General features: G+C 35.9%; 26 protein-coding genes. 10 read left to right on the top strand and 16 right to left on the bottom strand.

Going from position 1 to position 22,571, the window contains the following annotated elements; all coding sequences use genetic code 11:
- Position 1 precedes the first annotated feature (1 nt).
- The 4 genes from VUJ46_RS14205 (at position 2) to VUJ46_RS14190 (ending at position 4,435) form a co-directional block, all read left to right on the top strand.
- A complete protein-coding gene (locus VUJ46_RS14205) occupies positions 2 to 589 on the top strand; it encodes a hypothetical protein (RefSeq protein ID WP_326981402.1) in 588 nt (195 codons plus the stop codon).
- Positions 568 to 1,266, top strand: a complete 699-nt coding sequence (gene prfH, locus VUJ46_RS14200) for a peptide chain release factor H (RefSeq protein ID WP_326981401.1) — start codon at positions 568 to 570, stop codon at positions 1,264 to 1,266. The genes VUJ46_RS14205 and prfH overlap by 22 nt, the downstream gene beginning before the upstream one ends.
- Positions 1,253 to 1,786 carry a tetratricopeptide repeat protein gene (locus VUJ46_RS14195; RefSeq protein ID WP_326981400.1) on the top strand — a complete coding sequence of 178 codons (534 nt, stop codon included), beginning with the start codon at positions 1,253 to 1,255 and terminating at the stop codon, positions 1,784 to 1,786. Before prfH ends, VUJ46_RS14195 begins: the two co-directional genes overlap by 14 nt.
- Before the next feature lie 72 nt (positions 1,787 to 1,858).
- The gene (locus VUJ46_RS14190) at positions 1,859 to 4,435 is read left to right on the top strand and encodes a T9SS-dependent M36 family metallopeptidase (protein ID WP_326981399.1); all 2,577 of its coding nucleotides are present in this window, start codon (positions 1,859 to 1,861) and stop codon (positions 4,433 to 4,435) included.
- A 130-nt stretch (positions 4,436 to 4,565) separates the two neighbouring features.
- On the opposite strand, the gene VUJ46_RS14185 is transcribed toward VUJ46_RS14190, so the two are convergent.
- Together VUJ46_RS14185 and VUJ46_RS14180 are read right to left on the bottom strand one after the other, a co-directional pair.
- The gene (locus tag VUJ46_RS14185) at positions 4,566 to 4,853 is read right to left on the bottom strand and encodes a cytochrome C (protein WP_326981398.1); all 288 of its coding nucleotides are present in this window, start codon (positions 4,851 to 4,853) and stop codon (positions 4,566 to 4,568) included.
- A 21-nt stretch (positions 4,854 to 4,874) separates the two neighbouring features.
- Positions 4,875 to 5,168, bottom strand: a complete 294-nt coding sequence (locus VUJ46_RS14180; RefSeq protein ID WP_326981397.1) for a c-type cytochrome — start codon at positions 5,166 to 5,168, stop codon at positions 4,875 to 4,877.
- A gap of 216 nt (positions 5,169 to 5,384) precedes the next feature.
- Here VUJ46_RS14180 and meaB point away from each other — a divergent pair, with 216 nt between their 5' ends.
- The gene (gene meaB / locus VUJ46_RS14175) at positions 5,385 to 6,371 is read left to right on the top strand and encodes a methylmalonyl Co-A mutase-associated GTPase MeaB (RefSeq protein ID WP_326981396.1); all 987 of its coding nucleotides are present in this window, start codon (positions 5,385 to 5,387) and stop codon (positions 6,369 to 6,371) included.
- Here the strand turns inward: meaB and VUJ46_RS14170 are convergent.
- Positions 6,368 to 6,913 carry a DUF4251 domain-containing protein gene (locus VUJ46_RS14170; RefSeq protein ID WP_326981395.1) on the bottom strand — a complete coding sequence of 182 codons (546 nt, stop codon included), beginning with the start codon at positions 6,911 to 6,913 and terminating at the stop codon, positions 6,368 to 6,370. The two genes, meaB and VUJ46_RS14170, sit on opposite strands and share 4 nt — an antisense overlap.
- 109 nt (positions 6,914 to 7,022) lie before the next feature.
- Between VUJ46_RS14170 and VUJ46_RS14165 the strand changes: the two genes are divergently transcribed.
- Together VUJ46_RS14165 and VUJ46_RS14160 are read left to right on the top strand one after the other, a co-directional pair.
- Positions 7,023 to 7,829 carry a M48 family metallopeptidase gene (locus VUJ46_RS14165; RefSeq protein WP_326981394.1) on the top strand — a complete coding sequence of 269 codons (807 nt, stop codon included), beginning with the start codon at positions 7,023 to 7,025 and terminating at the stop codon, positions 7,827 to 7,829.
- Between the two features lie 80 nt (positions 7,830 to 7,909).
- Complete coding sequence (locus tag VUJ46_RS14160) at positions 7,910 to 8,224, top strand: hypothetical protein (RefSeq protein WP_326981393.1); 315 nt, start codon at positions 7,910 to 7,912, stop codon at positions 8,222 to 8,224.
- 35 nt (positions 8,225 to 8,259) lie between these two features.
- Here the strand turns inward: VUJ46_RS14160 and VUJ46_RS14155 are convergent, their stop codons facing one another.
- The 9 genes from VUJ46_RS14155 to pgi all read right to left on the bottom strand — a co-directional run bounded on the left by VUJ46_RS14155 (position 8,260) and on the right by pgi (position 15,828).
- Positions 8,260 to 8,871: an outer membrane beta-barrel protein gene (locus VUJ46_RS14155; RefSeq protein ID WP_326981392.1), complete on the bottom strand. Its 612-nt coding sequence runs from the start codon at positions 8,869 to 8,871 to the stop codon at positions 8,260 to 8,262.
- Positions 8,855 to 9,670: an ABC transporter ATP-binding protein gene (locus tag VUJ46_RS14150; RefSeq protein WP_326981391.1), complete on the bottom strand. Its 816-nt coding sequence runs from the start codon at positions 9,668 to 9,670 to the stop codon at positions 8,855 to 8,857. The genes VUJ46_RS14155 and VUJ46_RS14150 overlap by 17 nt, the downstream gene beginning before the upstream one ends.
- Positions 9,670 to 10,422, bottom strand: coding sequence for an MlaE family ABC transporter permease (locus VUJ46_RS14145; RefSeq protein ID WP_326981390.1), 753 nt, complete (start codon positions 10,420 to 10,422; stop codon positions 9,670 to 9,672). Before VUJ46_RS14145 ends, VUJ46_RS14150 begins: the two co-directional genes overlap by 1 nt.
- Before the next feature lie 260 nt (positions 10,423 to 10,682).
- A complete protein-coding gene (locus VUJ46_RS14140) occupies positions 10,683 to 12,008 on the bottom strand; it encodes an exopolysaccharide biosynthesis polyprenyl glycosylphosphotransferase (protein WP_326985106.1) in 1,326 nt (441 codons plus the stop codon).
- A gap of 86 nt (positions 12,009 to 12,094) precedes the next feature.
- Positions 12,095 to 12,724 carry a 7-carboxy-7-deazaguanine synthase QueE gene (locus VUJ46_RS14135; RefSeq protein ID WP_326985105.1) on the bottom strand — a complete coding sequence of 210 codons (630 nt, stop codon included), beginning with the start codon at positions 12,722 to 12,724 and terminating at the stop codon, positions 12,095 to 12,097.
- 7 nt (positions 12,725 to 12,731) lie between these two features.
- Positions 12,732 to 13,616: a bifunctional 5,10-methylenetetrahydrofolate dehydrogenase/5,10-methenyltetrahydrofolate cyclohydrolase gene (locus VUJ46_RS14130; protein ID WP_326981389.1), complete on the bottom strand. Its 885-nt coding sequence runs from the start codon at positions 13,614 to 13,616 to the stop codon at positions 12,732 to 12,734.
- A gap of 29 nt (positions 13,617 to 13,645) precedes the next feature.
- The gene (locus tag VUJ46_RS14125; protein WP_326981388.1) at positions 13,646 to 13,936 is read right to left on the bottom strand and encodes a type II toxin-antitoxin system RelE/ParE family toxin; all 291 of its coding nucleotides are present in this window, start codon (positions 13,934 to 13,936) and stop codon (positions 13,646 to 13,648) included.
- A complete protein-coding gene (locus VUJ46_RS14120; protein WP_326981387.1) occupies positions 13,926 to 14,144 on the bottom strand; it encodes a hypothetical protein in 219 nt (72 codons plus the stop codon). Before VUJ46_RS14120 ends, VUJ46_RS14125 begins: the two co-directional genes overlap by 11 nt.
- Before the next feature lie 43 nt (positions 14,145 to 14,187).
- A complete protein-coding gene (pgi, locus tag VUJ46_RS14115; RefSeq protein ID WP_326981386.1) occupies positions 14,188 to 15,828 on the bottom strand; it encodes a glucose-6-phosphate isomerase in 1,641 nt (546 codons plus the stop codon).
- Between the two features lie 237 nt (positions 15,829 to 16,065).
- On the opposite strand from pgi, the gene VUJ46_RS14110 reads away from it, so the two are divergent.
- Positions 16,066 to 17,496, top strand: a complete 1,431-nt coding sequence (locus VUJ46_RS14110) for a glycoside hydrolase family 125 protein (RefSeq protein ID WP_326981385.1) — start codon at positions 16,066 to 16,068, stop codon at positions 17,494 to 17,496.
- A 78-nt stretch (positions 17,497 to 17,574) separates the two neighbouring features.
- Here the strand turns inward: VUJ46_RS14110 and VUJ46_RS14105 are convergent, their stop codons facing one another.
- Complete coding sequence (locus VUJ46_RS14105) at positions 17,575 to 18,480, bottom strand: DUF4349 domain-containing protein (RefSeq protein WP_326981384.1); 906 nt, start codon at positions 18,478 to 18,480, stop codon at positions 17,575 to 17,577.
- A 207-nt stretch (positions 18,481 to 18,687) separates the two neighbouring features.
- Between VUJ46_RS14105 and VUJ46_RS14100 the strand changes: the two genes are divergently transcribed.
- Positions 18,688 to 20,046, top strand: coding sequence for an acyl-CoA dehydrogenase family protein (locus tag VUJ46_RS14100; protein WP_326981383.1), 1,359 nt, complete (start codon positions 18,688 to 18,690; stop codon positions 20,044 to 20,046).
- A 94-nt stretch (positions 20,047 to 20,140) separates the two neighbouring features.
- Here the strand turns inward: VUJ46_RS14100 and VUJ46_RS14095 are convergent, their stop codons facing one another.
- Positions 20,141 to 20,518, bottom strand: a complete 378-nt coding sequence (locus VUJ46_RS14095) for a MauE/DoxX family redox-associated membrane protein (protein ID WP_326981382.1) — start codon at positions 20,516 to 20,518, stop codon at positions 20,141 to 20,143.
- A gap of 159 nt (positions 20,519 to 20,677) precedes the next feature.
- Here VUJ46_RS14095 and VUJ46_RS14090 point away from each other — a divergent pair, with 159 nt between their 5' ends.
- Positions 20,678 to 20,929: a hypothetical protein gene (locus VUJ46_RS14090; protein WP_326981381.1), complete on the top strand. Its 252-nt coding sequence runs from the start codon at positions 20,678 to 20,680 to the stop codon at positions 20,927 to 20,929.
- 112 nt (positions 20,930 to 21,041) lie between these two features.
- Here VUJ46_RS14090 and VUJ46_RS14085 read toward each other — a convergent pair whose 3' ends face one another.
- Both VUJ46_RS14085 and VUJ46_RS14080 read right to left on the bottom strand, forming a co-directional pair.
- A complete protein-coding gene (locus VUJ46_RS14085) occupies positions 21,042 to 21,452 on the bottom strand; it encodes a hypothetical protein (RefSeq protein WP_326981380.1) in 411 nt (136 codons plus the stop codon).
- 8 nt (positions 21,453 to 21,460) lie between these two features.
- A complete protein-coding gene (locus VUJ46_RS14080; protein ID WP_326981379.1) occupies positions 21,461 to 22,168 on the bottom strand; it encodes a hypothetical protein in 708 nt (235 codons plus the stop codon).
- Between the last annotated feature and the right edge of the window lie 403 nt (positions 22,169 to 22,571).

Here is a 22,571-nt window from a genome sequence, read left to right as displayed (position 1 = left end):
AATGAAAAAAAGATATAAACAGGAACATTTTGGTTACCACGAAAGTATTCTCGTAGTCTGTCCGGATTGCGGAGAAGATGCACTTGTAAAAAATGAACATAGTTATAAAACGGCAACACTGGAATGTAATCATTGTGATTTGCGAAAAAACGGATTGGATTTAGTGGTTTACAAAGCGTTTGTCAATCTTTATTGTCCCGCTTGTTCACACCCGATTCATTACGAACAAGGTAATTTAAAAGAAAAGCCTAAGAATGTTACTGTAAAATGTGATGAGTGTGAGTTTTCTTTTCAAATTCAGCCAAAATCAGAGAAATATTTCAATCGTTTCATAAAAGAAGAGGGCTTGATTCACGATCCAATTTTCGGTTGTCGATATTATTTTCAGGAAGATTTTAAAGGAAAATTATTCTGGGCAAGAAATCGGGAGCATCTGTTGGAAATGGAAAACTATGTTTCATCAGACTTGAGAACAAGATTGCCGTACAGAATGCGAATGGTAGAAAGATTACCAACATTTATTAAAGAAGCCAAAAATAGAGAGGCGATTTTAAAAATTTTACAAAAATGGAAAAACTCATACAAATAACCTCAGGAAGAGGACCTTTGGAATGCCAATGGGTCGTTGCCAAAGTGCTGAAAACTTTCCTTGAGGAAGCAAAAAATAATAATATAGACTATGAAATCATCCATCGTGAAAATGGGGATGAAAACCTTACTTTGAAATCTGTGACCATCCTTTTAAAAGCCCAAATTTTAAATGACTTTTTAAAAACCTGGCTAGGAAGTATTTGCTGGACAGGAAAAAGTACATTCCGGAAACTTCATAAAAGAAGTAACTGGTTTATTGGAGTTTTTGAACTGGAAGGTTTGGACAAGATTCAATTTAATGAAAAAGATATTCAGTTTCAGACCACGAGAAGTCAGGGAAGTGGCGGACAAAATGTAAATAAAGTGAACACGGCGGTTCGGGCAACTCATATTCCGACGGGGCAAAGTGTTTTCGTTCAGGATTCGCGCTCACAATTGGAGAATAAAAAATTGTCAATTTCAAGACTGAAAGAAAAAGTGTTGGAACAGAATATTATTCAGCTTCAAAAAAGAATGCAGGAAACATGGAATAATCATTTGCAGGTGCAAAGAGGAAACCCGATCAGAACATTTGCCGGAACAGATTTTAAAAAGAATCATCAGGAAAAATCTTTCAAAAAACAGAGAAGTCAACTGAAAAACGAGTTAAAAAACTACAAAAATGACCTTAACTAAAAATAAATACTATTTCGAGGCTTTGGACCACTATCCATACAGCCTTCCAGAATGTTTGGAAGCCTTGAATTATGCGCTGTCTTACGATCCGGAAGATGCAGACAGCTTGTGTTTGATGGGCAGAATTTATAGCGAAATGCTTATCGATTACGAAAAAGCAAAGCTGTATTTTGAGGAAGCAATGCTGTATGATGTTAATAATCTTAATACTCCGCAATATTATATCAAATGTCTTTTGGATAATGAAGATTATCATGAGGCCACCAAGCTGATTGAATATGCTTTAAAGATAAAAGGAATTGATAAAGCTACTTTATGGTTTTACAGATCCTTGCTTTCCGAAAAAAGAGGAAGTTTTAAGAATGCACTGAAGTTTCTCGACGAGGCTGCAAAGTTTTGCTTTACGGAAGAGAGTTTGAGTATGGTAAAGGATCGTAAGAAGTTTGTCAAAAAAAAATTAATTAAAAAAAACAAAAATAAAAATAACTCTGAATTTAATAAAAAAATAAAATCACCCTAATTGTTATTTTTCTAATGATTTTTTAAATTGTTTGAAAAAAAGTTATAAATTAGATTTAATTAAAAAGGGGTTATGAATAGAAAATTATTTTTGTTGCCAATTTCATTGGCGGTGTTTTTTGCTTTTGGTACGTTTAGTGCACAGAATTCGAAGACGATTATTCAGGATTACTATAAAAAAAGTAGTCAATTAAATCAAAAAAATGGCGGAAATTCTAGTAAGGTAGATGTCATTATTTTAAATGAAGATGCCTCAAGAAGTTTGGGTGCAAATATTGTAAATGTACAACAGACGTATGATGGATTAAGAGTTTATAATGCTTTCGGAAAAGTTATTATTAAAGGTGATAAAATTATTTCTGAGAAGAATGAATTCAGTAAAAATATCATTATTGCTCAGCAAGGAAAGATCGTTGATAAAGTTCCTGAGAACACACTGAAACAGAACTTAGGAGTAGATGAAATTTCTAATGTTGATTACCTTCCGGATCTTTATTTTAATAAAAATGGTTTATATATTATTGCTAAAGAGCTATTCGTTTATGATAAAAATTCTTCAGATATCTGGCATGTGATTGCGGATGCAAGCTCAGGAGAAGTGCTTTCTAAACATAATACAACAATTAACTGCCAATTTGAGAATGGTCATCACTCAGAAACAGCGCATTCAGAAAGTGTGGAAAATTCACCTTTCGATAGTGAGCAGAGTACAAATAATTACTTTGCTAATACCGTTACTCCGCCGCCTACAAGTGCCTCTTATAACGTTTTTCCTTTACCGGTAGAAGCGCCAACATTTGGATCCCGGGCTGTTGTGAGTGATCCTTGGTATCTGGTAGCATCTCCTGAAGGCTGGCATTCTGACGGAACAAACAATTATACCAATACAAGAGGAAATAATGTGTACGCCTATTCGGATCAGAACAATACGAATACTCCAGGCTATTCTCCTGATGGAGGCAGTAGTTTAACATTTAACTTTCCTTTTGCTGATGGAAGATATGATAATCCTGTGGCGTACAGAGACGCTGCGATTACCAATCTGTTTTACATGAATAATAAGATGCATGACATCTTTTATAAATTTGGATTTACAGAAACGGCAAGAAATTTTCAAACTAACAATTTTGGAAAAGGAGGAATACAGGGAGACGCTGTAAGAGCTGAAGCTTTTGATGGAAGCGGTTTAAATAACGCTAATTTCGCCTCAGGATATGAATATGTATTTAATGGCAATTCCTACTTTGCTGCACCTAGAATGCAGATGTACCTTTGGGATAGAGATCAACCCGCAGATGATCCGGTTATCAGATATCAATATAATTCTCCGTCTGCTATTGTCAATAGACCTAAAGTAGCAACTGGCAGTGCGTCATTTGGCCCATTATTAATCGGAGGACCAACAGTTACAGGCGATTTGGCAATTTCTTCTCCTGATGATGCGTGTACAGCACTTACTGCAGGAAGCTTGACAGGTAAAATAGGGATTGCAAAAAGGGGAACCTGTAGCTTTGCACTAAAGGTAAAAAATATGCAGAATGCTGGAGCTGTTGGAGGCATTATTTATGATGCAGTAAATACAACACCTATTAATATGGGAGCCGATGCTGCGGTTACGGGGATCAATATTCCATCAATTATGATGGGAAAAACGGAAGGAGACTTTCTTGTAAGTCAAATTGGTACAGGAACTGTAAACTTTACATTGAATTTTGATTATAATGGCTTTAGACATTCAAGCCTTGATAATGGGATTGTAGCCCATGAATATGGGCATGGTATTTCAAACAGATTAACAGGGCAAGGGTATAGCTGTCTTCAAAGTGCTGAACAAATGGGGGAAGGCTGGTCAGATTATTTTGCTTTAATGCTTACCACAAAACCGGGAGATACGTCTGCTTTAGCAAGAGCTATCGGAACATATGCCAGCAGTGAACCAACTACAGGAGACGGAATACGACCGGCTAAATATTCTCCTGATTTTGGAGTGAATAATTATACCTATGCAAGAACAAATACCGTCACAGGAGCTCATTCCATTGGTTTTATATGGGCAACGATGCTATGGGATCTTACATGGAAATATATTGAAAAGTATGGGTATAATAGTGATGTAATGGCAAGCTCAACTTCAGGAAATGCGAAAGCTCTACAAATTGTAATGGATGGGCTTAAATTACAGGCTTGTAATCCTTCATTTATTGATGGAAGAAATGCAATTCTTCAGGCTGATGCGGTAGGAAACGCTGCAGCCGATAAATGTATGATCTGGAATACGTTTGCTAAAAGGGGGCTCGGTGTAAATGCATCCGCGGGAAGTAGCTCTGTAGCAAATGATCAGGTAGAAGATTTTACAGTTCCCCAAGAGTGTAATACAGCTTTGGCAACTCAGGATATAAAATTAGCTGATACTAAATTTATTGTATTTCCAAATCCAACATACGATGAATTTTTCGTAGGAAATATTGATAAATCTAAAGAAGAGGTGAAGATTACAATGTTCGATATGTCCGGAAAACTAGTTCTTTCAGATTCCCGAGAAGCGGCATCTAAGAAAGCAATTTCTACGAGAGGTTTCCAAAAAGGTGTTTATATGGTTCATATTAAACAGGGAGATAAAACTCAAGTTGAAAAGCTTATTGTAAGATAATTTTTAATTTATATGCTATTTAAAAGAGACTTTCGGGTCTCTTTTTGTTTTTAATGAAATAATTAAACATAAAAAAATCTACTCCTAAAATAGAAGTAGAATTAAAATATGAAAACTCTCAAAAGAAAGTTTATTTCTTATTCGCAGAAATCAGATAATCATAAACCATTTGATGCTGATCATCCGTTAATTTGGCTTTAGGAGCCATTCTCGCTAAAGTCTTTATCCAACCTTGATCATCATGCTTTGCCGGATCAGGAAGTTTGTGACACTTGTTACAAGAGTTCTCAAAAATGGTTTTTCCCTGAACGATTTGTTCAGATGAGGTGTATTTGGGACCGGTTACAGCCATACTTTTGGGTCCGCATGAAGTCATAAATGCAGACACGATAATCATACCTAAAATCAAATTTTTCATAACAATATTTTTTGAAAAGGTTTATTTCTTCACAGAAACAACATAATCATAAACCCACTGATGTTGCTCATCTGTCAGTTTAGCTTTAGGAGCCATCGAGTTCATAATTCCTACCCATTGTACCGAAGTGTGAGCGGTTGGATCTGGTAATTTATGACATTTTCCACAAGAGTTTTCGAAAATCGTTTTTCCCTGTGCTATTTGCTCGGCTGTAGATGTTGCAGGCCCTATCGGAGCTGTTGGTGTAGTTGATTTTGATGTACAAGATGCCAGTAAAACAGCAGTGAATGATGCTACAGCGATTATCTTTTTCATGTTTCTTATTTTGATTGGTAACAAATGTAGCAAATTCCGTTCTTCATTGATTAAAAGGGGGTTAATTTAGAAGAAGTATAAATATGAACCGCAGAATGGTGAATTGTGAATTTTGCTTCGCAAGTTAATTTTGATCAGTGTATAATTGACCAGTGACTCAAAGAAATTCATCATTCACATTTGACAATTCCCTCTTTAATCCTTATTTTTGAGTCAATGAAATTTTCTACAGAAGAACTAATTGACGGAATACGGTCAGGCAACAAACGTCTGATTGCAAAAGCCATTACATTAGTCGAAAGTAAAAAGGCAGAACACAGAACTCAGGCAGAAGAATTATTAAAACAAATTATGCCTTTTACAGGAAATTCCGTTCGTGTAGGAATCACAGGAGTTCCGGGAGCAGGAAAGTCAACTTTTATTGAAAGTTTCGGAAGATTAGCGATTGCAAATGGCAAAAAAGTAGCTGTTTTAGCCATTGATCCCAGCTCGGCAATTAATAAAGGGAGTATTTTAGGAGATAAAACCAGAATGGAAGAACTGGCAAAAGAAGAAAATGCCTTTATTCGGCCTTCTCCAAGCTCAGGTTTTTTAGGCGGCGTTGCGAATACCACTTTTGAAACAATGATGATTTGTGAAGCAGCGGGTTATGATTATATTTTAATTGAAACCGTCGGCGTTGGGCAGTCAGAAGTACTGGTGGCAGATATTACCGATGTGTTTCTCTTTCTGAAAATAATCGGAGGTGGAGATGAACTTCAGGGCATCAAACGCGGAATTATGGAAATGGTAGACGTAATTTTCATTAATAAAGTGGAAAAAGACAATCTTCAAAAAGCAAAAAATACAAGATTAGAATTAAAACGTGCCCTCGATTTTATTCCGCCAAAAGAAAAAGATTGGAAAGTTCCGGTTTTACTAGGTTCTGCGTTGCATAATGAAGGATTGGAAGAAATTTTTGAAAAAATAACAGATTTCATTAATCTAAAAAAGAAAACCAATAGTTTCGAAGAAGTTAGAACCCAACAGGCTGAAAAACGATACGAATATTGGGTTCAGGAATATATTTTAGCCATGATGAAGAGAAACGAAGCCTTAGAAGAATCCTACCTTGAGCATAAAAAAAATGCCTCAGCCATGGTTTCAAACCCAAGCACTGAAGCAAAATTATTTGTTGAAAAATTTCTTAATCCGGAAAACTAAAGCTTTTCCTTTTCCTCGATATTGTTAGAAATAAATCCGTCATAAGAAATAGGCTGTCTGTCATTGCTTCTGATCGACGTAAAGGCTCTTCCGTTCTTAAAGATCTCAATAATGATCTCATCGACAGTGCTTTGGTCATTGACTTTAATCTTAACAATCCATTTTCCTTTTTTGCCCTGAGATTTACTGACAGCAAAGTCTTTGGACGTGAATTTATAACCGTTTTTATCTGTATTGCCATAAGTAGGATTAAATACTCTTCCGAAATAGGGCAAATAAACATCAAGCTTATCTTTTCTCAGATCGATAGAATAATTACTCCCTCCAAGGTCAAGTATCCTTGTTGAGGTACTGTTGGGAAGGGAATTCATTACATTGATCACATCATAATTGGTCGGGGTTGCCCTTTCTGCACGAAATGAAAAATCTTCGGCACCCACAATTCCTGCAATGGTTTGAGGATCTACTTTTGTTTGAGCAAAACTATTCTCAAAGAGCAACAGAAAAGCAAAGATGAATATAATTGAAATATACTTTTTCATGATAATAAAATAATTATTAAATTTAAATAGCAAAATGTATGCAAAAATTCTGTTTCGAAAAAATTTTGGAATAGAAATTGTAAATGATGATTTAACAACCCTCTAAACTATGAAAATAACACACATATTAGGAATAGGAGCAGTAGCTCTGTCAGTTGCAGCATGTACTACCAACCCTATTACGGGAAGGTCTTCTTTACAGTTGGCAAATAATTCCGAAATACTTACCATGTCTTCACAAGAATACAAAACTACCTTATCGAAAGGTAAAGTTATTACGGGGACAGCAGACGCAAAAAAAGTGGTAACCATAGGAAACAGAATAAAATCAGCAGCAGAAAGATATTACCAGAGTATCGGAAGAAGTGCAGATTTGGCAAACTACAGTTGGGAGTTTAATCTTTTGCAGAGTAGCGAGCTGAATGCCTGGTGTATGCCTGGTGGAAAAGTAGCCGTTTATACCGGAATTTTACCCGTTACCAAAAATGATAATGGTCTTGCCGTAGTAATGGGACACGAGGTTTCTCATGCTTTAGCAGGACATGGAAATGAGAGAATTTCTCAGGCTATGGTTGCTCAGTATGGAGGTCAGATATTGGGAGGAACAATTTCTAACGGACAATGGGCAAGTGTTTTTGAAAAAGTATATCCTATCGGTTCTCAGGTAGCTTTATTAAAATATGGAAGAAATCAGGAATCCGAGGCAGATAAAATGGGATTATACTTAATGTCCATGGCCGGATATGATCCAAGAGAAGCAATTCCGTTCTGGAGCAGAATGGAAGCAGCAGCTACAGGAGCAAGACAGCCCGAATTCTTATCTACCCACCCAAATCCTGAAACAAGAATTTCAGATATTAATAAAGACCTTCCTAAAGCTTTGGAATATTATAAAGCAGCAGGTGGAAAGTTATAAATAGAATTTAATCTTGAATGGCCTTATTAAATTTTGTTCAATTTGATAAGGCTTTTATTTTAATTTAACAACACAATATTATGAAAGGTTTATCACTTACAGGACTTATTCTCTTAGCCGTTTCGGTATTGCTTTTTTATCTTACTTCACCTAATTTTAGAATCAATGACCTTCAGATGTCCCATGTTATGGGTATTATGGGAGGTGTTGGTATAGGTTTAATTATCGGAGGAATGGTGGGATATGTAAGCAAAGGGAGCGCAATACGGGCTGAGCAGAAGAAAAAGGAATTTAAGCAACTCCAGAAAGACAAAGAAGAACTTGAAAAACAGGCTGCTGAAATAGCAAAACGTGAAGCAGAGCTACAGGCACAAAATCAAAATCCTCAAATCTAATGACTTGAGGATTTTATATATTGTATATTTTGACGTTAAAATTTGTAACCCAGCCCAACCATAAATAGGTTCGGTCTGTTGTCGTATCTTATTTCCTCTCCGGAAACTTTATTGATGAAGTTTCGGGAATCTTTGCTGAAAGCTCCTTCATATCTGGCATTCAGAATCAGTTTTTTTATTTCCAACTGAGCCCCGAACTGATATCCCACTGTAAAGTTATCCCGGGAGTTTTCTTTAAAATCATTAAAGGTATCTTCCTTGCTCAGGTTATAGCTGGCAACGGGACCTACAAATACCCCCAGCGTATTTCCCAAAACATTATATCCCAAAAGTACCGGCAAATCCATACGGTTACTCTTGATATCAAAAGTGGTGGATTCCGTAGTAAATTCATTTTTAAAATGCGTGTAGTACAATTCCGGCATTACATATAAAGCCCCTGGCAAAGGTACTTTTAATGAAAGACCAACATTGAAGCCCGCATTGTTTTTTCCGCTTCCTTCCACTGCTTCATTTACTGTTCCTTTAATATTTTTCCATGATGGCGATCCTGTAGGAAATATTAAATTCGCTTTTCCTGCCAGTGAAATCTGAGCGGAGGCAAATACTGAAAATCCTATTAATGCGATACTAAGTGCCTTTTTCATTATCGTCTATTTTTGTAATTGTATTATCAATAGTTTTATTATTCTCAAGCAAATATTCTCTCAGTTCTTTAAAGAGTTCTGATGAATAAACGAAGTCAATCAGATTTTTATTGCCCGCTGTGATCAATACATCTTTATTTCCTTCCCATTCTTTGATTCCTAACCGAAGATAAACAATTTTCTCTCCAATGGTCATTACGGAATTCATATCGTGGGTATTGATAATGGTGGTTGTATTATATTCTTTGGTGATCTCAATAAGAAGATCATCAATCACATTGGAGGTATAGGGATCTAATCCCGAGTTCGGCTCATCACAGAAAAGATATTTTGGGTTATTTACAATAGCTCTTGCAATGGCAACCCTTTTCTGCATTCCCCCGGAAATTTCGGAAGGAAATTTCTTATTGGCCTTATCCAGGTGTACTCTCCCGATGACTTCAAAAACGCGTCTCTTCTTTTCTCTGAAAGATAAATTCGTAAACATATCCAGAGGAAACATAATATTTTCCTCCACAGTCAAGGAGTCGAACAGAGCACTCCCCTGAAATACTGTTCCGATTTCAGAACGGAGATGCTGTTTTTCATCCCGTGTCATTACATTGATATCTTTTCCATCAAAAAGGATCTCTCCGGAGGTTGGCTGGAAAACATTCAGTAAACTTTTAAGGAAAACTGTTTTTCCTGAACCACTCTGCCCAATAATTAAATTGACTTTACCTTTATCAAAAGAGGTTGAAATTCCTTTTAGTACTTCAACACCATCAAAACTTTTCTTTAATTCTTTTACCTCAATCATCAGCTTAATATTAATTGGGTTAACAGCAATTCGGAAAGGATAATGAAAACCATCGTCCAGACCACTGCCTGCGTACTTGCTCTACCTACTTCCAGCGAACCTCCTTTTACATTGTATCCAAAATAAGACGGTACGGTGGCAATAATGAAGGCAAAAACAATGGTTTTGGTAAATGCGTAATAAATAAAAAGATTAGGCATATACATTTGAATACCAATCATGTAGTCGTTTGTCGTCCAGTTTCCGGTCAGAATACCAGCAATATAACCTCCGCCGATACCAAAAACGATACTGATGGCAATTAATAAAGGATTAAAGAGCATACAGGCGATGATCTTTGGAAAGATAAGGAAATTTGGAGAGTTTACTCCCATAATGTCAAGCGCATCAATTTGCTCAGAAACCCTCATCGTTCCTATACTGGAAGCAATATATGAACCTACCTTACCCGCTAGAATTAAGCTGATAATGGTGGGTGCAAATTCTAAAATAAGAACTGCCTTGGTGGCATAGCCTACAAATGAAGGGGGGATAGGAAATGAGGAAGCATCAAAGTTATTAAACATCTGAATAGCCACTACTGCTCCTACAAATATAGAAGTGAAGATCACCAACCCGAAAGAGTTGACTCCCAAATCATTAATTTCTCTCATGAACAGCTTCCAGAATACTCTCATTTTCTGAGGTTTCTGGATCGATTTACCAAGAAGGAGGATGTATTCTCCTACTGCTGTAAAAAACTTTTTTAACATACTGCTAAATTAGACTTTTTTTATTTAATTATGAGATTGAGATTAAGAGCCGGTTAAAATTTTATAGAAATATCCATTCCTGTTCCCGGGCTCCTTTCCAACCTTTAAAGAGAATATTTTACTTTTTATTTTTGAGTGATTCCGCCGCACCTTTTGATGGACTCTAGGCTCCATCCAAAATAATACCAATACAGTGGAGGCAGATTGTGAAGTTGGTTGTAAGCTTCTAAATCCTAAAGGAGAGATTAAGCTGTTCAACCTTATTTCGCATTTTTGTCACCGCCAAGAACTAATATAATAGTTTTTAAAGTAATGACAAGATCCAGCATAAAGCTCCAATTTCTCACATAAAAAGCATCTGCCAAAACCCGCTTTTTCATCTCTACTTTTACATTTCCCGAATCTCCACGTAGTCCGTTAACCTGTGCCAGGCCTGTAATTCCGGGACTGGCCATACTTCTTAAACTGTAGCGGCCAATTTTGGGCTTGTAATAATCATCAACTGCAAGCATGTGCGGTCTTGGGCCTACTACAGACATCTCGCCTTTTAAAACATTCAGAAACTGGGGCATCTCATCAAGGCTGGTTTTTCTTAAAAACTTACCAATCCTGGTGATTCTTGAATCGTTTTCGTCGGTTGTCTTGGTCGTAGATTCATCATTTACAACCATTGTTCTGAATTTAATACAATTAAAAACCTCCTCATGAAAGCCATATCTTTGCTGTATGAAAAAAACGGGTCCCTTGGACGTTGATTTAATTAAAATGGCAATGATCGGGAAAAGCCAGGAGCAAATTCCAACCAAAACAAAGATCGAAAACAGAATGTCAAATGTTCTCTTCATTAGAAAATTTGAATAATAATCTAATGGGTATCTTGCCTGATTAAGAACCGGCTGCGTTTGAATATAAGCCAAGTCGTAAAGGAAAAAATCACTTTGTGCAATATTCGGTATTAACGTGATATGTACCTTATTGGCTTCCGCAAGTTTGAATAAATAATCTTCGCTGGCGGGTTCAAATGAGTGGTCAGTAGGTAAGAATAACGTGTGAATTCCATGATCCTGCCAAAATTTAACGATGTGTCCAGAGTGAATATCTTCATTTTTATATTCAAAAATCTTATAACCATAATCTTTTCTTTCTTTAAAGATACTCTTCAGAATTTCTGTAGAGCTGTTTTCATTTAAAAACATAATATTCCTATGGTTTACCCCTAAGCTTCTAAAATATTTTATTCCGAAATAAATAATTGATTTCGAAAGAAGTACGAAGAAATATAAATAAAATGACAACCAATAAATATCAGAATTGAAAAATGCGTTATAGCTCACCTTTCCAATAAGGAATACCCCTAAAATAAACAGGAGAAAGTGAATTACAAGCCGCTCTAGAAATAACGTATATGTTAAATTTCTCGGTATATTATAGATTTTTGTCCTGCCGCTCAGCAGCATCCAGAACAAAAACAATAAAACCAGTGAAAAAGAATTCTGATACCAGCTTTCATGATTATACTTTAATTCTTCATTTCTGCTTATAAAAAAGAATATAAAAATGGATGCAATAACCAAAAGGTCAAGCATTATAATAATCGATTTCAGGTATCTTGAGTATCGAATTCTCTGCATCTATAACGGTATAAGCGGATACAAGGGCTAATGTACGTATTTTATGGGATATTCAAGTATTTATGAGTCTGCACAGAAGCTCTCCAATCCGGATTTTCTAAAATAAAATCTGTAATTTTAGGATACATTTCATCGCGTTTGCTCCACTCGCTTTGAAGGTATAATGTACAATGCTCCGAAACTTTTGCAGCCTGCTCCTGAGCAAATTTAAAATCATTATTGTTGAACACTATCATTTTAAGCTCGTGTGCCTTTTGATAAATTTCCTCTTTTGGAAGTCCTGTTTTCTTTGGTGAAAGGGTAATCCAGTCGATCTGTCCGCTTAAAGGATAGGCTCCTGATGTTTCAATATGAACCGTACATCCCAATTCCTTTAATTTGGATGTTAAAATGTCGAGATTCCACATTAACGGTTCTCCACCTGTTAAAACGATGGTTTTACAGTGTTTTGCTGCGGTTTCTGCAATTTCTTCTGCATTCATTAACGGATGTAAATTCGGATCCCAGCTTTCTTTTACATCACACCAATGGCACCCCACGTCGCAGCCCCCTAATCTGATGAAATAGGCCGCTTTTCCCGTGTGTGCTCCTTCTCCCTGAAGAGTGTAAAAATGCTCCATCACAGGGAGCATTTTACCTTCTTTTAATAAAATATCTTCTTCTTTATTCATTTTAAAATTAGTCGTTGTAGACTGAAGTTTTGTAAGCAATGATGGTGTTTTTCATCAACATCGCTCTTGTCATAGGTCCAACTCCTCCCGGAACCGGCGTGATCCAGCTTGCTTTTGCAGCACAGCTGTCGAAATCTACGTCACCAGCCAAATAATATCCCTTTGGAGAATCGTTGTCTACTCTCGTAATACCTACGTCAACAATCACTGCTCCGTCTTTGATCATTTCTCCTTTTAAGAAGTGAGGATCTCCTAAAGCTGTGATTACGATGTCTGCTTTTTTAGTGTATTCTTCGATATCTTTTGTGTAAGAGTGCGTCAAAGTAACCGTTGAGTTCCCCGGAAAATCTTTTCTTCCCATTAAGATACTCATGGGTCTTCCTACAATTTTACTTCTTCCGATGATGACGCAGTCTTTACCTTTTGTTTCAATATTATATCTTTCCAATAATGTCAAAATTCCAAATGGAGTTGCAGGTAAGAACGTATCCATTTCCAATGCCATTTTTCCGAAATTGGTAGGATGAAAACCGTCAACATCTTTTCTTGGATCAATTGCGTTGATGATTTTCTCCTGATCGATTTGATCCGGCAAAGGCAACTGAACGATGAATCCGTCAACTGATTTATCTTTATTAAGCTCTGCAATTTTTTCCAATAATTCAGATTCAGAAACCGTGCTTGGAAATTTCACTAAGCTCGATTGAAAACCAACTTCCTCACAATCTTTTACTTTTGCGTTTACATAAGCCTTGCTTGCTCCGTTATTCCCAACAAGAATTGCTACCAAATGCGGCGCTCTTCTTTTTGAAGCAAGGATTTTTTCAACTTCAGACTTGATTTCCTGTTTTATTTCTTTGGATACTTTTAATCCGTCAAGAATTTCTGCCATTTTTACTTTTATTACTTTTTATTAGATTTTTAAGGATATTTTTCCGGATTCTGATGAGTGCAGAAAACGGAGAGGATGTAAATCATTTTTTCTTCTTCATTTATTTCATAGAAAATGATGTAAGGGAATTTCTTTACAGGAAAATCTCTTACTGATTTGTACCTTTTCTGAAAATAAGGATTGATGATAATTCTGCTTATTGAAAGATCGAACTGTTTATTAAAATCCCTCAGAACTTTCAATGAAATTTTAGCATAATAGTCTGTTGCCTCTTCAATATTTTCTTCGGCAATGGGTAAAAATTTAAAATTAAAGTCCATACTTGGCTCTAATTCTTTTTAATGACTCTTTACCATCTACTGCTGTAGATCTATCTTGCTTTAATGCTTCATCAATCACCCTTTTCATTTCATCCGTCAACTCAAAATCATCCTCGTTTTTTTCAAAGCTGATTTTCATTCTTTTCAAAAGATTTTCCATTAGAGTTTCTTCTTCTTTATCTTTCAGATGGATTGTAATGGTACTCATATCTTTGTATTTTTAATCAAAATTAATGAAAATCAGCAATAAATTATTTATTCGCTTTATAGTAATTAATCAATCCGTTTGTTGATGTATCATGAGAGGTAACGTTCTCATTATTTTCAAGTTCCGGAAGGATTTTGTTTGCTAAAACTTTCCCAAGTTCTACACCAAACTGGTCAAAACTGAAAATATTCCAGATCACACCCTGAACGAAAATTTTATGTTCATACAAAGCAATTAACTGTCCTAATGAAAAAGGAGTTAATTCATTGATTAATATAGAGTTTGTTGGCGTGTTTCCGTGGAAGACTTTATAATTTAATAAGAAATCAATTTCCTCATCAGATTTTCCTGAAGCTTTTAATTCCGCCTCCACTTCTTCTTCTGTTTTTCCAAAGGCTAATGCCTCAGTCTGAGCGAAAAAGTTAGCCAATAAGATATCCTGATGATTAGAAATCTTGTTTGGACTTTCAACATATGCGATGAAATCTGCAGGAATCAATTCTGTTCCCTGGTGAATCAACTGATAGAAAGCATGTTGTCCGTTTGTTCCAGGTTCGCCCCAGATAATTGGTCCCGTTTCATATTCTACAAATTCACCGTTTCTGTCCACACATTTTCCGTTACTTTCCATATCTCCCTGTTGAAAATATGCTGGAAATCTGTCTAAATATTGAGAATAAGGAAGAATTGCATGTGTTGTTGCAGCATAGAAATTACGATACCAAATTCCGATCAATCCCATTAAAACAGGAATGTTTTCTCCAAATTCGGCTGTTTGGAAATGTTGATCTGTATCGTTTGCTCCTTTCAATAATTGTTCGAAATTTTCGTATCCTACTGAAAGAACGATGCTTAAGCCAATTGCGCTCCATAATGAGTATCTTCCACCAACCCAATCCCAGAATTCGAAGATGTTTTCTTCTGCAATTCCGAAGTCTTTAACGGCCTGAACGTTAGTTGATAAAGCAACAAAGTGTTTTGCTACATCTTCTTGTTTTCCAGCTTTTAAGAACCAGTCTTTTGCTGAATGAGCATTCGTCATGGTCTCCTGAGTTGTAAACGTTTTAGAAGCAATGATGAATAAAGTGGTTTCAGGATTTAAATCTTTAACAACTTCTGCGATATGATTTCCATCCACATTCGAAACAAAATGAACGTTTAACCTAGTTTTAAAATGCTTTAAAGCCGAAACTACCATCACAGGTCCCAAATCTGAACCACCAATTCCGATGTTCACGACATCTGTAATTTCTTTTCCGCTAAAACCTTTGTGAGATCCTGAAATAATGCTTTCAGAGAAAGATTTCATGTGATCCAGAACTCTTCTGATCTGAGGTTTGATATTTTCGCCGTCTACCAAAATTTCTTTATCGGAAAAATCTCTCAAAGCGGTGTGAAGAACTGCTCTTCCTTCAGTTTCATTGATCTTGTCTCCTGAAAACATTTTTGAAATTGCATCTTTCAATTCGCATTCTTCAGCAAGGTTTAAAAGAAGGTTTTTCGTTTTAGAATCGATTAGATTTTTAGAATAATCAAACAAAAAATTAGGTCTTTTGATTGAAAACTCATTAAAACGGTTCGGATTATATTGAAAAAGACTTCTTAGATCAAAATCATTATTAGCAAATTGTTCGTCCAATGCTTTCCAGCTGTTGGTTTGAGTCGGATTTATTTTCGATAGCATATATTTAGAAATTAGGGTTTTACTATTTAGAATTTATGGTGTTTTTATTCATAAATTCAGTTTATGATATTTCAATCTGCAAATTTAAGGAAAAAATGAATGGGGTGAATGTCTCAAAATGATAAGAAATATTTAAATTTTGAAAAATTTCATCAAAAATCTTTTCAGAAAGTTTAAAATCAATATTTATATTACTAAAATGGCTAACTTCCCGTTCAAATTTTTACAAGTACACCAATGATCAACAGAAGAGATTTTATCAAAAAATCAGGACTTGGATTAGGTTTTTTCACAGTTCCTTCCTCAGCGAAATTTTTATTTGCGAATGATTTTGTTTCAAAAAGACCGAATCTTAACCAAAGAAAATTCACTTCAGAAGCAGTTGAAAAAACAATTAAAACCATAAAAAAGACGATTGCTGATGAAGAATTGGCATGGATGTTCGAAAATTGTTTCCCGAATACGCTGGATACAACGGTAAAATTTTATCAGAAAAATAACAAAGCTTATACCTATGTAATCACAGGAGATATTGATGCGATGTGGCTTCGGGATTCTTCGGCGCAGGTTTATCCGTATTTAAGTTTGGCTAATGAAGACCAAAAATTAAAAGATCTTCTGAAAGGTGTTATCAATAAACAGGTTGAATGTGTTCTTCTCGATCCTTATGCCAATGCATTTTTTGATGATTCTCACAAAATCAGCGAGTGGAAAGATGATGTAACGGATATGAAACCAGGAATTCACGAGCGAAAATGGGAGATTGATTCTTTATGTTATGTGATGCGTTTGTCTTACAATTATTGGAAAACGACAGGAGATTCATCTGTTTTTGATGAAGATTGGAAAAAAGCAATGCTTTTAATTTTACAAACCTTTAAAGAACAGCAAAGAAAGGATTCAAAAGGTCCTTATTCTTTTGAGAGAGCGAATGGAAACCCTTTAGATACACAATTTGGTAAAGGTTTTGGAAATCCGACGAAGAAAGTTGGTTTGATTCATTCGATGTTCCGACCTTCGGATGATTCTACTTTTTATCCGTTTTTGATTTCTTCAAATATGTTTGCAGTCGTTTCTTTACGGGAGACATCGGAAATTTTTTCTCAGATTTTAAAAGATGAAAATTTATCCAATCAATTTAAAAGTTTAGCAAAAGAAGTGGATGAAGCCATTCAGAAATATGCCATTTTAAATCATCCGACCGCCGGAAAAATCTATGCTTTAGAAGTTGATGGCTTTGGAAATGCTTTATTTATGGATGATGCGAATGTGCCTAATTTACTATCGATTCCTTATTTGGGGTACGCCTCAAAGGAGGATGAAATCTATAAAAATACAAGAAAGTTTTCCTTAAGTCATGCCAATCCGTGGTTTAGTGAAGGTAAATTTGCGAAAGGTATTGGCGGACCGCATATTGGAGAGCATAAAATCTGGCCTTTAGGTTTAATTATGCAGGCTTTGACGACCGATAATGAAGAGGAAATTATTTCCTGTTTAAAAATGTTGAAAGCAACGCACGCAGGGACTGGATTCATCCACGAATCATTTGATGTTGACAACCCGAAAGACTTTACACGATCCTGGTTTGCATGGGCAAATACTTTGTTTGGTGAACTGATTCTCCATCTTCACAAAACAAAACCTGAGATTTTAAAAAGGAAATTTTAAAGATAAAAACCTCCAGAATGATTCCGGAGGTTTCTTGTAAAATCTAAAATTTATATAAATAACCAAAGGTTAGGATTGCTATTCTGAAATATTCGAATGTGTTTTTTTAATTGATTTTCTCTTTTTGTAGAAAAATAATACAACCCCTCCAATTAATAATAATGGCCAGATAACGATTAATCCCACAATAATTCTTTGGATTAAATAATATCCTTCCACAAAAGCTGATTTTGCACTGTATAAGAACTCAAATCTGTATTGGTCGTCTATGCTTTTCGTATTGGTGATGGCAATTTCTGCGATACGAAGTTTCGGTTCTTTAATGTAAATATCCACCGTGCTGTACTTCAGTAGATCTGCTCTGTCCATCGTTTCCAGCTGCTGTTGATTCCCCTCTTTCATATTGTCATTGCTCATATTTACTTTGTCTTTGTTCACTTTCATCTGAGCAATATTGTCATCCGTCTTTTTATTTCTCTGAGCTTCAAGTTCTGCATATTTTATGTTGGTGGTCACATCTTCTGCATTGATAACTCTTGAGTTTAAAAACAGTTTTTTATCATTAATCAAGGTTAAAAGTTCACCCAATTTATCCGTAGGAACCCGAACCTGCATCCTATTTTCGGTTTGAAATTTTTTAACCAAAGTAGCATTTTTGTTGGATGTATTATAAGTATCTTCAGAGACAACATTACTTTGCAGATTGCTTTTAGTAACAAATCCACCCAGTTGCTGAACTGATTTTTCAATAGAAATGGTGGCGTCATAAACATCCTTAACTTCCATGTTTATATCTGCCGTCTTGATGAACTGTTTATCTTTTACGGTCATGGATGCTGCCGAAGAAACACTGTCTGAAACAATAACCGCAGCAGAATCTGCTGTAGCTTCGTATTCTGTGCCGATAGCTTCTCTTTTTTTACACGAGTAAATTCCTAATAAAAGTGCTGTTGCAACTGATAGTTTGATGTAAGTCGTTCTCATAATATTGATTTTTACTGTTTTGCTTATCCCAAAGTTCAGACAGAATCATTTGTAATGTTTGGAAATGGCAAGTAAAAATTTTGTAAAGAAAAATTCTAATTTAAGCTGATGAATATCAGTATTTTGTAAAATAAAACAGAAATTTAAGTCTTGTTTTCGGATTAATTTTTGCTTAACTTTTACAAATCAAACACACAATAATTACTTATGTCAAATACTTTTTCCAAAATCAGAAACGCGATAGAATTATTCAGATCCATTGACTTTGATCAGCTGAGTGCTATTTCTCAAAAAGTAGATCTTCCCAAATTGATGCATAATTTCTCAAAACTCGATGACCAACAGTTGGGTAGTTTAATGAAAATGCTCGATCCTAATAAGAAGAAAAAAGAACTTCCACCAATTGATGGAGATTTCTACGATATTTATCACACCTTGAGCCCTGAACAGAGGGAAATTCAATTAAAAGTAAGGGCATTTATGGAAAAAGAAGTGAAGCCTTTGGTGAATCATTATTGGCTGAGAGATGAATTTCCGCATGAATTAATCCCAAAATTTCAAAAACTCAATATTTGCGGTGTAACCTATGAAGGTTACGGTTGTCCTGGGATGCCTTTTTTAATGGAAGGTGTTATCGCTATGGAAATGGCAAGAATTGACGCTTCAATTGCGACATTCTTCGGGGTACAATCAGGGTTAGCAATGGGTTCTATTTATATTTGCGGTTCCGAAGAGCAAAAACAGAAATGGCTTCCCCAAATGCAGAAATTTGAAAAAATTGGGGCATTTGGTTTAACGGAACCTGAAGTGGGTTCGGGAGCCGCGGGAGGTTTAACAGTAACCTGTAAGAAAACTCCTGAAGGCTGGGTTTTAAATGGTCAGAAAAAATGGATCGGTAACGCCACCTTTGCAGATTTAATTATCATTTGGGCAAGAGACGAAGACAGCGGAGAAGTGAAAGGTTTTATTGTTGAAAAAGATAATCCGGGTTATTCTGTTGAAAAGATCAAAGGAAAAATGGCGCTGAGAATCGTTCAAAATGGTTTAATCACCTTAAAAGACTGTTTAGTCACAGAAGAAAACCGCTTGCAAAATGCCAATTCCTTCAAAGATACCGCAAAAGTACTTAGAATGACCCGGGCCGGAGTCGCATGGATGGCGACAGGATGCGCGAGAGGAGCTTATGAAAGTGCTTTAGCGTATACAAGAACCCGCGAACAGTTTGGAAAACCGATTGCTTCTTTTCAAATGATTCAGGGGCATTTGGTGGAAATGTTGTCAAATTTAACAGCGATGCAAACGATGGTTTTCAGACTTTCGGAAATGCAGGATGAAGGGATTTTAAAAGACGAGCATGCTTCTCTGGCAAAAGTTTTCTGTACCTTAAGAACCAGAGATATTGTTTCCAGAGCCCGTGAAGTTTTGGGTGGAAACGGAATTTTGCTTGAATATGATGTGGCAAGATTTGTTGCTGATGCCGAAGCTATTTATTCTTATGAAGGAACTAAAGAGATCAATTCCCTGATTGTCGGAAGATCTATTACGGGATTCAGTGCGTTTGTATGATATTAGAAGTGAATGGTGAATTGTCTATTCGCTTTGCCTGTCAATTTTTAAAATTCACTGGCATAGCAGAATTTAAAGCTCACTATTCTCTTTTTCAGCTTATTAAAGCTTTGTATTTTTCTCTATTATCAATAATCATCCAAAGATTGATCAGAAACATAATTCCGGCAATAGACATACCTGATGTAGATTTATCTATTGTGAAAATGTGGGCAACAATTCCTACCATTACCGGTAAAATAACAATGGCGCCAAGTGCTCTGGTTTTAGGAAAAATGAAAAGCAATCCTCCGAGAACTTCCACAGCGCCTACTAATGGCATCAACCAACTGATTTCTCCAAAAGCGGTAAAGATTTTCATCTGCTCCGGCGTTGGTTTTTCCATTGGCATATAGTTTAAAAATTTGTTTAAACCGGCATTAATAAACATCAATCCAAAAAGTAAGGATACAATAAATTTTACGATTTTCATATTGTTGATTTTATATTAAATATAACACAAAAATGATATTCGTTTATTTGAACAGATTAATTTTTTTTACCTATTTTTCAATTTAATGTGAGTTTTTTACAGGCTGCACGCTTGTATTTTATATATTTGTTAAACAAGTCAAACTAAACAATTTATATTATGTTGAAAAATCTTAAAAAGCTAAATCGTGGAGATTTAAGAAAACTGAAAGGAGGTGGTCGTGAGCAGATCTGTGATATCGGCCCTGAAGGTTGTCCATGTAAAATTCCTGCTGGGCATCCATGTTTAGGAGGTGGAGGAAGTTTTCCTGGAAATCCGGGTGATCCTGTTGGGTATTGTCCTGATAATCAGTCGTACATTCCCTGCGATCAAAGTTGTCCGAGTGGGATGAGTCCTATTTGTGCATTATAATTGAAAGAAAAAGCCTTCAGATGGAAGGCTTTATTTATATAATTAAATCATTCCGGATTATCTGCTCGTGAAAATCCGTAACAAAAGGAGGGTAGTCAGCCATTTTCATGGTCTACAGATATTCCCAGATCCCAGAGATCGTCAGCAGGGTAAGCCCGGGCTGTTTTTCACCATAGCTAAATATACAGATATAACCTGTGCGGCAGAAGGTGCACGAAATACCAAAATAAAGAGTTGGTAAATTGTTTACGGTAAATTCTCCAAAATGCAGGAAATTTTTTGCGGTTTTTGTAACCAGTTTGTGGCGTAGAAGTTCCTCTTTTGATATAACCTGATCCTTGTGATACAGGAGTCCGATTGGATATCCGGATTCGTAAGGCGTAATCTTGAGAGGATTTTGATGGCCGCATTCACAGCATTCAAACGAGGTAACGGCAGAAGGAGATGTTTCCCCATTGCAGAAGCTTGTTTTTGTGGGAAATGCCTGCTTCACGAGTTGTATTTTTTTTGCAAGAGAGTGCATAGAGGTATTTATTGTTGAATAACAGTCCCGACAATATTATTGTATTTACCGCTCGGGCTTTTCTTTATGGTAACTTTTATATATCCTTCTTCGGCTAGTTTATTCCAGGTTTTCTGATATCCTGTCGTAATATCCACGGGAATTTTCCACATCGTCTGCTTTCCCTTACCGGTTTGTCCAAACCATGGAATGATATCTGCTGTCTGCCCTTTAAAAGGAAGTAGATTGTTGAGAACTTCAATTTCATAATAAAAGTCATATTGGTCTTCGGTCTGATTCAAAGCACGTTGGGTAAATGTATAGGTGTATCCGTTGATGATCGGGCTGGTGAAGCTCCCTCCAAGGGTGGGAACTCCCGTTCCATTATAGCTGCCTACAGCCCCGCTGTATCTGTCATATTTCTGACCTGCGGAAAATGTGATGTCGTCCACAATATTATAGCCCCCGTTAGCGGGTGGCCACCCTCCGTTCAGTTCATTATTTTTAAAAAGAGCCTCAAGCTCCGACCATCTTGCTGCTCTGTAGAGCTCAAATGCCTGGCTTCTAAGGGTTGGGCTTACGGTTCCTGAAGGATCATAGGTAGCTGCAAATTCATCCGCATTTTTATAATATACACTGATGACCTCACTGGTGATCACTTCATCATTATCCGAGCTGCAGGATACGGAAAAAGTAAATGTTGATACAAGTAGTAAATACTTAAATAGATGCTTCATTGATAGATTCATTATGTTACTGTTTTATTTAATTTTAAAGGCTATATTCTGCATAGCTCTATTGTAAGAGGCGCAGACTCATAAACGGTACAATTGAAAAATATCAATAGCGCAAAAATAAAATAAAATATCAAATTATTGTGAATTTTTATAATAAATTGAGCCAAATAAAAATGGTGGTGGGAAATTTTACAATGTAAAAATTAGGAAAATTTTCTAATGAGTAGTGTTAAGAATAAGAGATTGCCGTATCCTTGATACAATTGAGAACTTCAAATGAACTGATGAATATTTTGTTTTTCACTGCGACCAATACATGGGGTTTCGGTTTCCCTGCTACCATTTTATCTTTGAAATTTCCATTACATTATCTAACCCTTTCAGGGTTATAATATCATTGAAT

This window comes from Chryseobacterium sp. MYb264 (assembly GCF_035974275.1).
In the GTDB taxonomy this organism is placed as follows: Bacteria; Bacteroidota; Bacteroidia; order Flavobacteriales; family Weeksellaceae; genus Chryseobacterium.
Note: the sequence above shows the minus strand (reverse complement) of the source record. Positions and strands in the feature narration are given on the sequence as shown.

Coding starts and splice junctions, on each gene's coding strand:
- VUJ46_RS14205 (WP_326981402.1), top strand. CDS start 2: ATGAAAAAAAGATATAAACAGGAACATTTTGGTTACCACGAAAGTATT.
- prfH (WP_326981401.1), top strand. CDS start 568: ATGGAAAAACTCATACAAATAACCTCAGGAAGAGGACCTTTGGAATGC.
- VUJ46_RS14195 (WP_326981400.1), top strand. CDS start 1,253: ATGACCTTAACTAAAAATAAATACTATTTCGAGGCTTTGGACCACTAT.
- VUJ46_RS14190 (WP_326981399.1), top strand. CDS start 1,859: ATGAATAGAAAATTATTTTTGTTGCCAATTTCATTGGCGGTGTTTTTT.
- VUJ46_RS14185 (WP_326981398.1), bottom strand. CDS start 4,853: ATGAAAAATTTGATTTTAGGTATGATTATCGTGTCTGCATTTATGACT.
- VUJ46_RS14180 (WP_326981397.1), bottom strand. CDS start 5,168: ATGAAAAAGATAATCGCTGTAGCATCATTCACTGCTGTTTTACTGGCA.
- meaB (WP_326981396.1), top strand. CDS start 5,385: ATGAAATTTTCTACAGAAGAACTAATTGACGGAATACGGTCAGGCAAC.
- VUJ46_RS14170 (WP_326981395.1), bottom strand. CDS start 6,913: ATGAAAAAGTATATTTCAATTATATTCATCTTTGCTTTTCTGTTGCTC.
- VUJ46_RS14165 (WP_326981394.1), top strand. CDS start 7,023: ATGAAAATAACACACATATTAGGAATAGGAGCAGTAGCTCTGTCAGTT.
- VUJ46_RS14160 (WP_326981393.1), top strand. CDS start 7,910: ATGAAAGGTTTATCACTTACAGGACTTATTCTCTTAGCCGTTTCGGTA.
- VUJ46_RS14155 (WP_326981392.1), bottom strand. CDS start 8,871: ATGAAAAAGGCACTTAGTATCGCATTAATAGGATTTTCAGTATTTGCC.
- VUJ46_RS14150 (WP_326981391.1), bottom strand. CDS start 9,670: ATGATTGAGGTAAAAGAATTAAAGAAAAGTTTTGATGGTGTTGAAGTA.
- VUJ46_RS14145 (WP_326981390.1), bottom strand. CDS start 10,422: ATGTTAAAAAAGTTTTTTACAGCAGTAGGAGAATACATCCTCCTTCTT.
- VUJ46_RS14140 (WP_326985106.1), bottom strand. CDS start 12,008: ATGCTTGACCTTTTGGTTATTGCATCCATTTTTATATTCTTTTTTATA.
- VUJ46_RS14135 (WP_326985105.1), bottom strand. CDS start 12,724: ATGAATAAAGAAGAAGATATTTTATTAAAAGAAGGTAAAATGCTCCCT.
- VUJ46_RS14130 (WP_326981389.1), bottom strand. CDS start 13,616: ATGGCAGAAATTCTTGACGGATTAAAAGTATCCAAAGAAATAAAACAG.
- VUJ46_RS14125 (WP_326981388.1), bottom strand. CDS start 13,936: ATGGACTTTAATTTTAAATTTTTACCCATTGCCGAAGAAAATATTGAA.
- VUJ46_RS14120 (WP_326981387.1), bottom strand. CDS start 14,144: ATGAGTACCATTACAATCCATCTGAAAGATAAAGAAGAAGAAACTCTA.
- pgi (WP_326981386.1), bottom strand. CDS start 15,828: ATGCTATCGAAAATAAATCCGACTCAAACCAACAGCTGGAAAGCATTG.
- VUJ46_RS14110 (WP_326981385.1), top strand. CDS start 16,066: ATGATCAACAGAAGAGATTTTATCAAAAAATCAGGACTTGGATTAGGT.
- VUJ46_RS14105 (WP_326981384.1), bottom strand. CDS start 18,480: ATGAGAACGACTTACATCAAACTATCAGTTGCAACAGCACTTTTATTA.
- VUJ46_RS14100 (WP_326981383.1), top strand. CDS start 18,688: ATGTCAAATACTTTTTCCAAAATCAGAAACGCGATAGAATTATTCAGA.
- VUJ46_RS14095 (WP_326981382.1), bottom strand. CDS start 20,518: ATGAAAATCGTAAAATTTATTGTATCCTTACTTTTTGGATTGATGTTT.
- VUJ46_RS14090 (WP_326981381.1), top strand. CDS start 20,678: ATGTTGAAAAATCTTAAAAAGCTAAATCGTGGAGATTTAAGAAAACTG.
- VUJ46_RS14085 (WP_326981380.1), bottom strand. CDS start 21,452: ATGCACTCTCTTGCAAAAAAAATACAACTCGTGAAGCAGGCATTTCCC.
- VUJ46_RS14080 (WP_326981379.1), bottom strand. CDS start 22,168: ATGAAGCATCTATTTAAGTATTTACTACTTGTATCAACATTTACTTTT.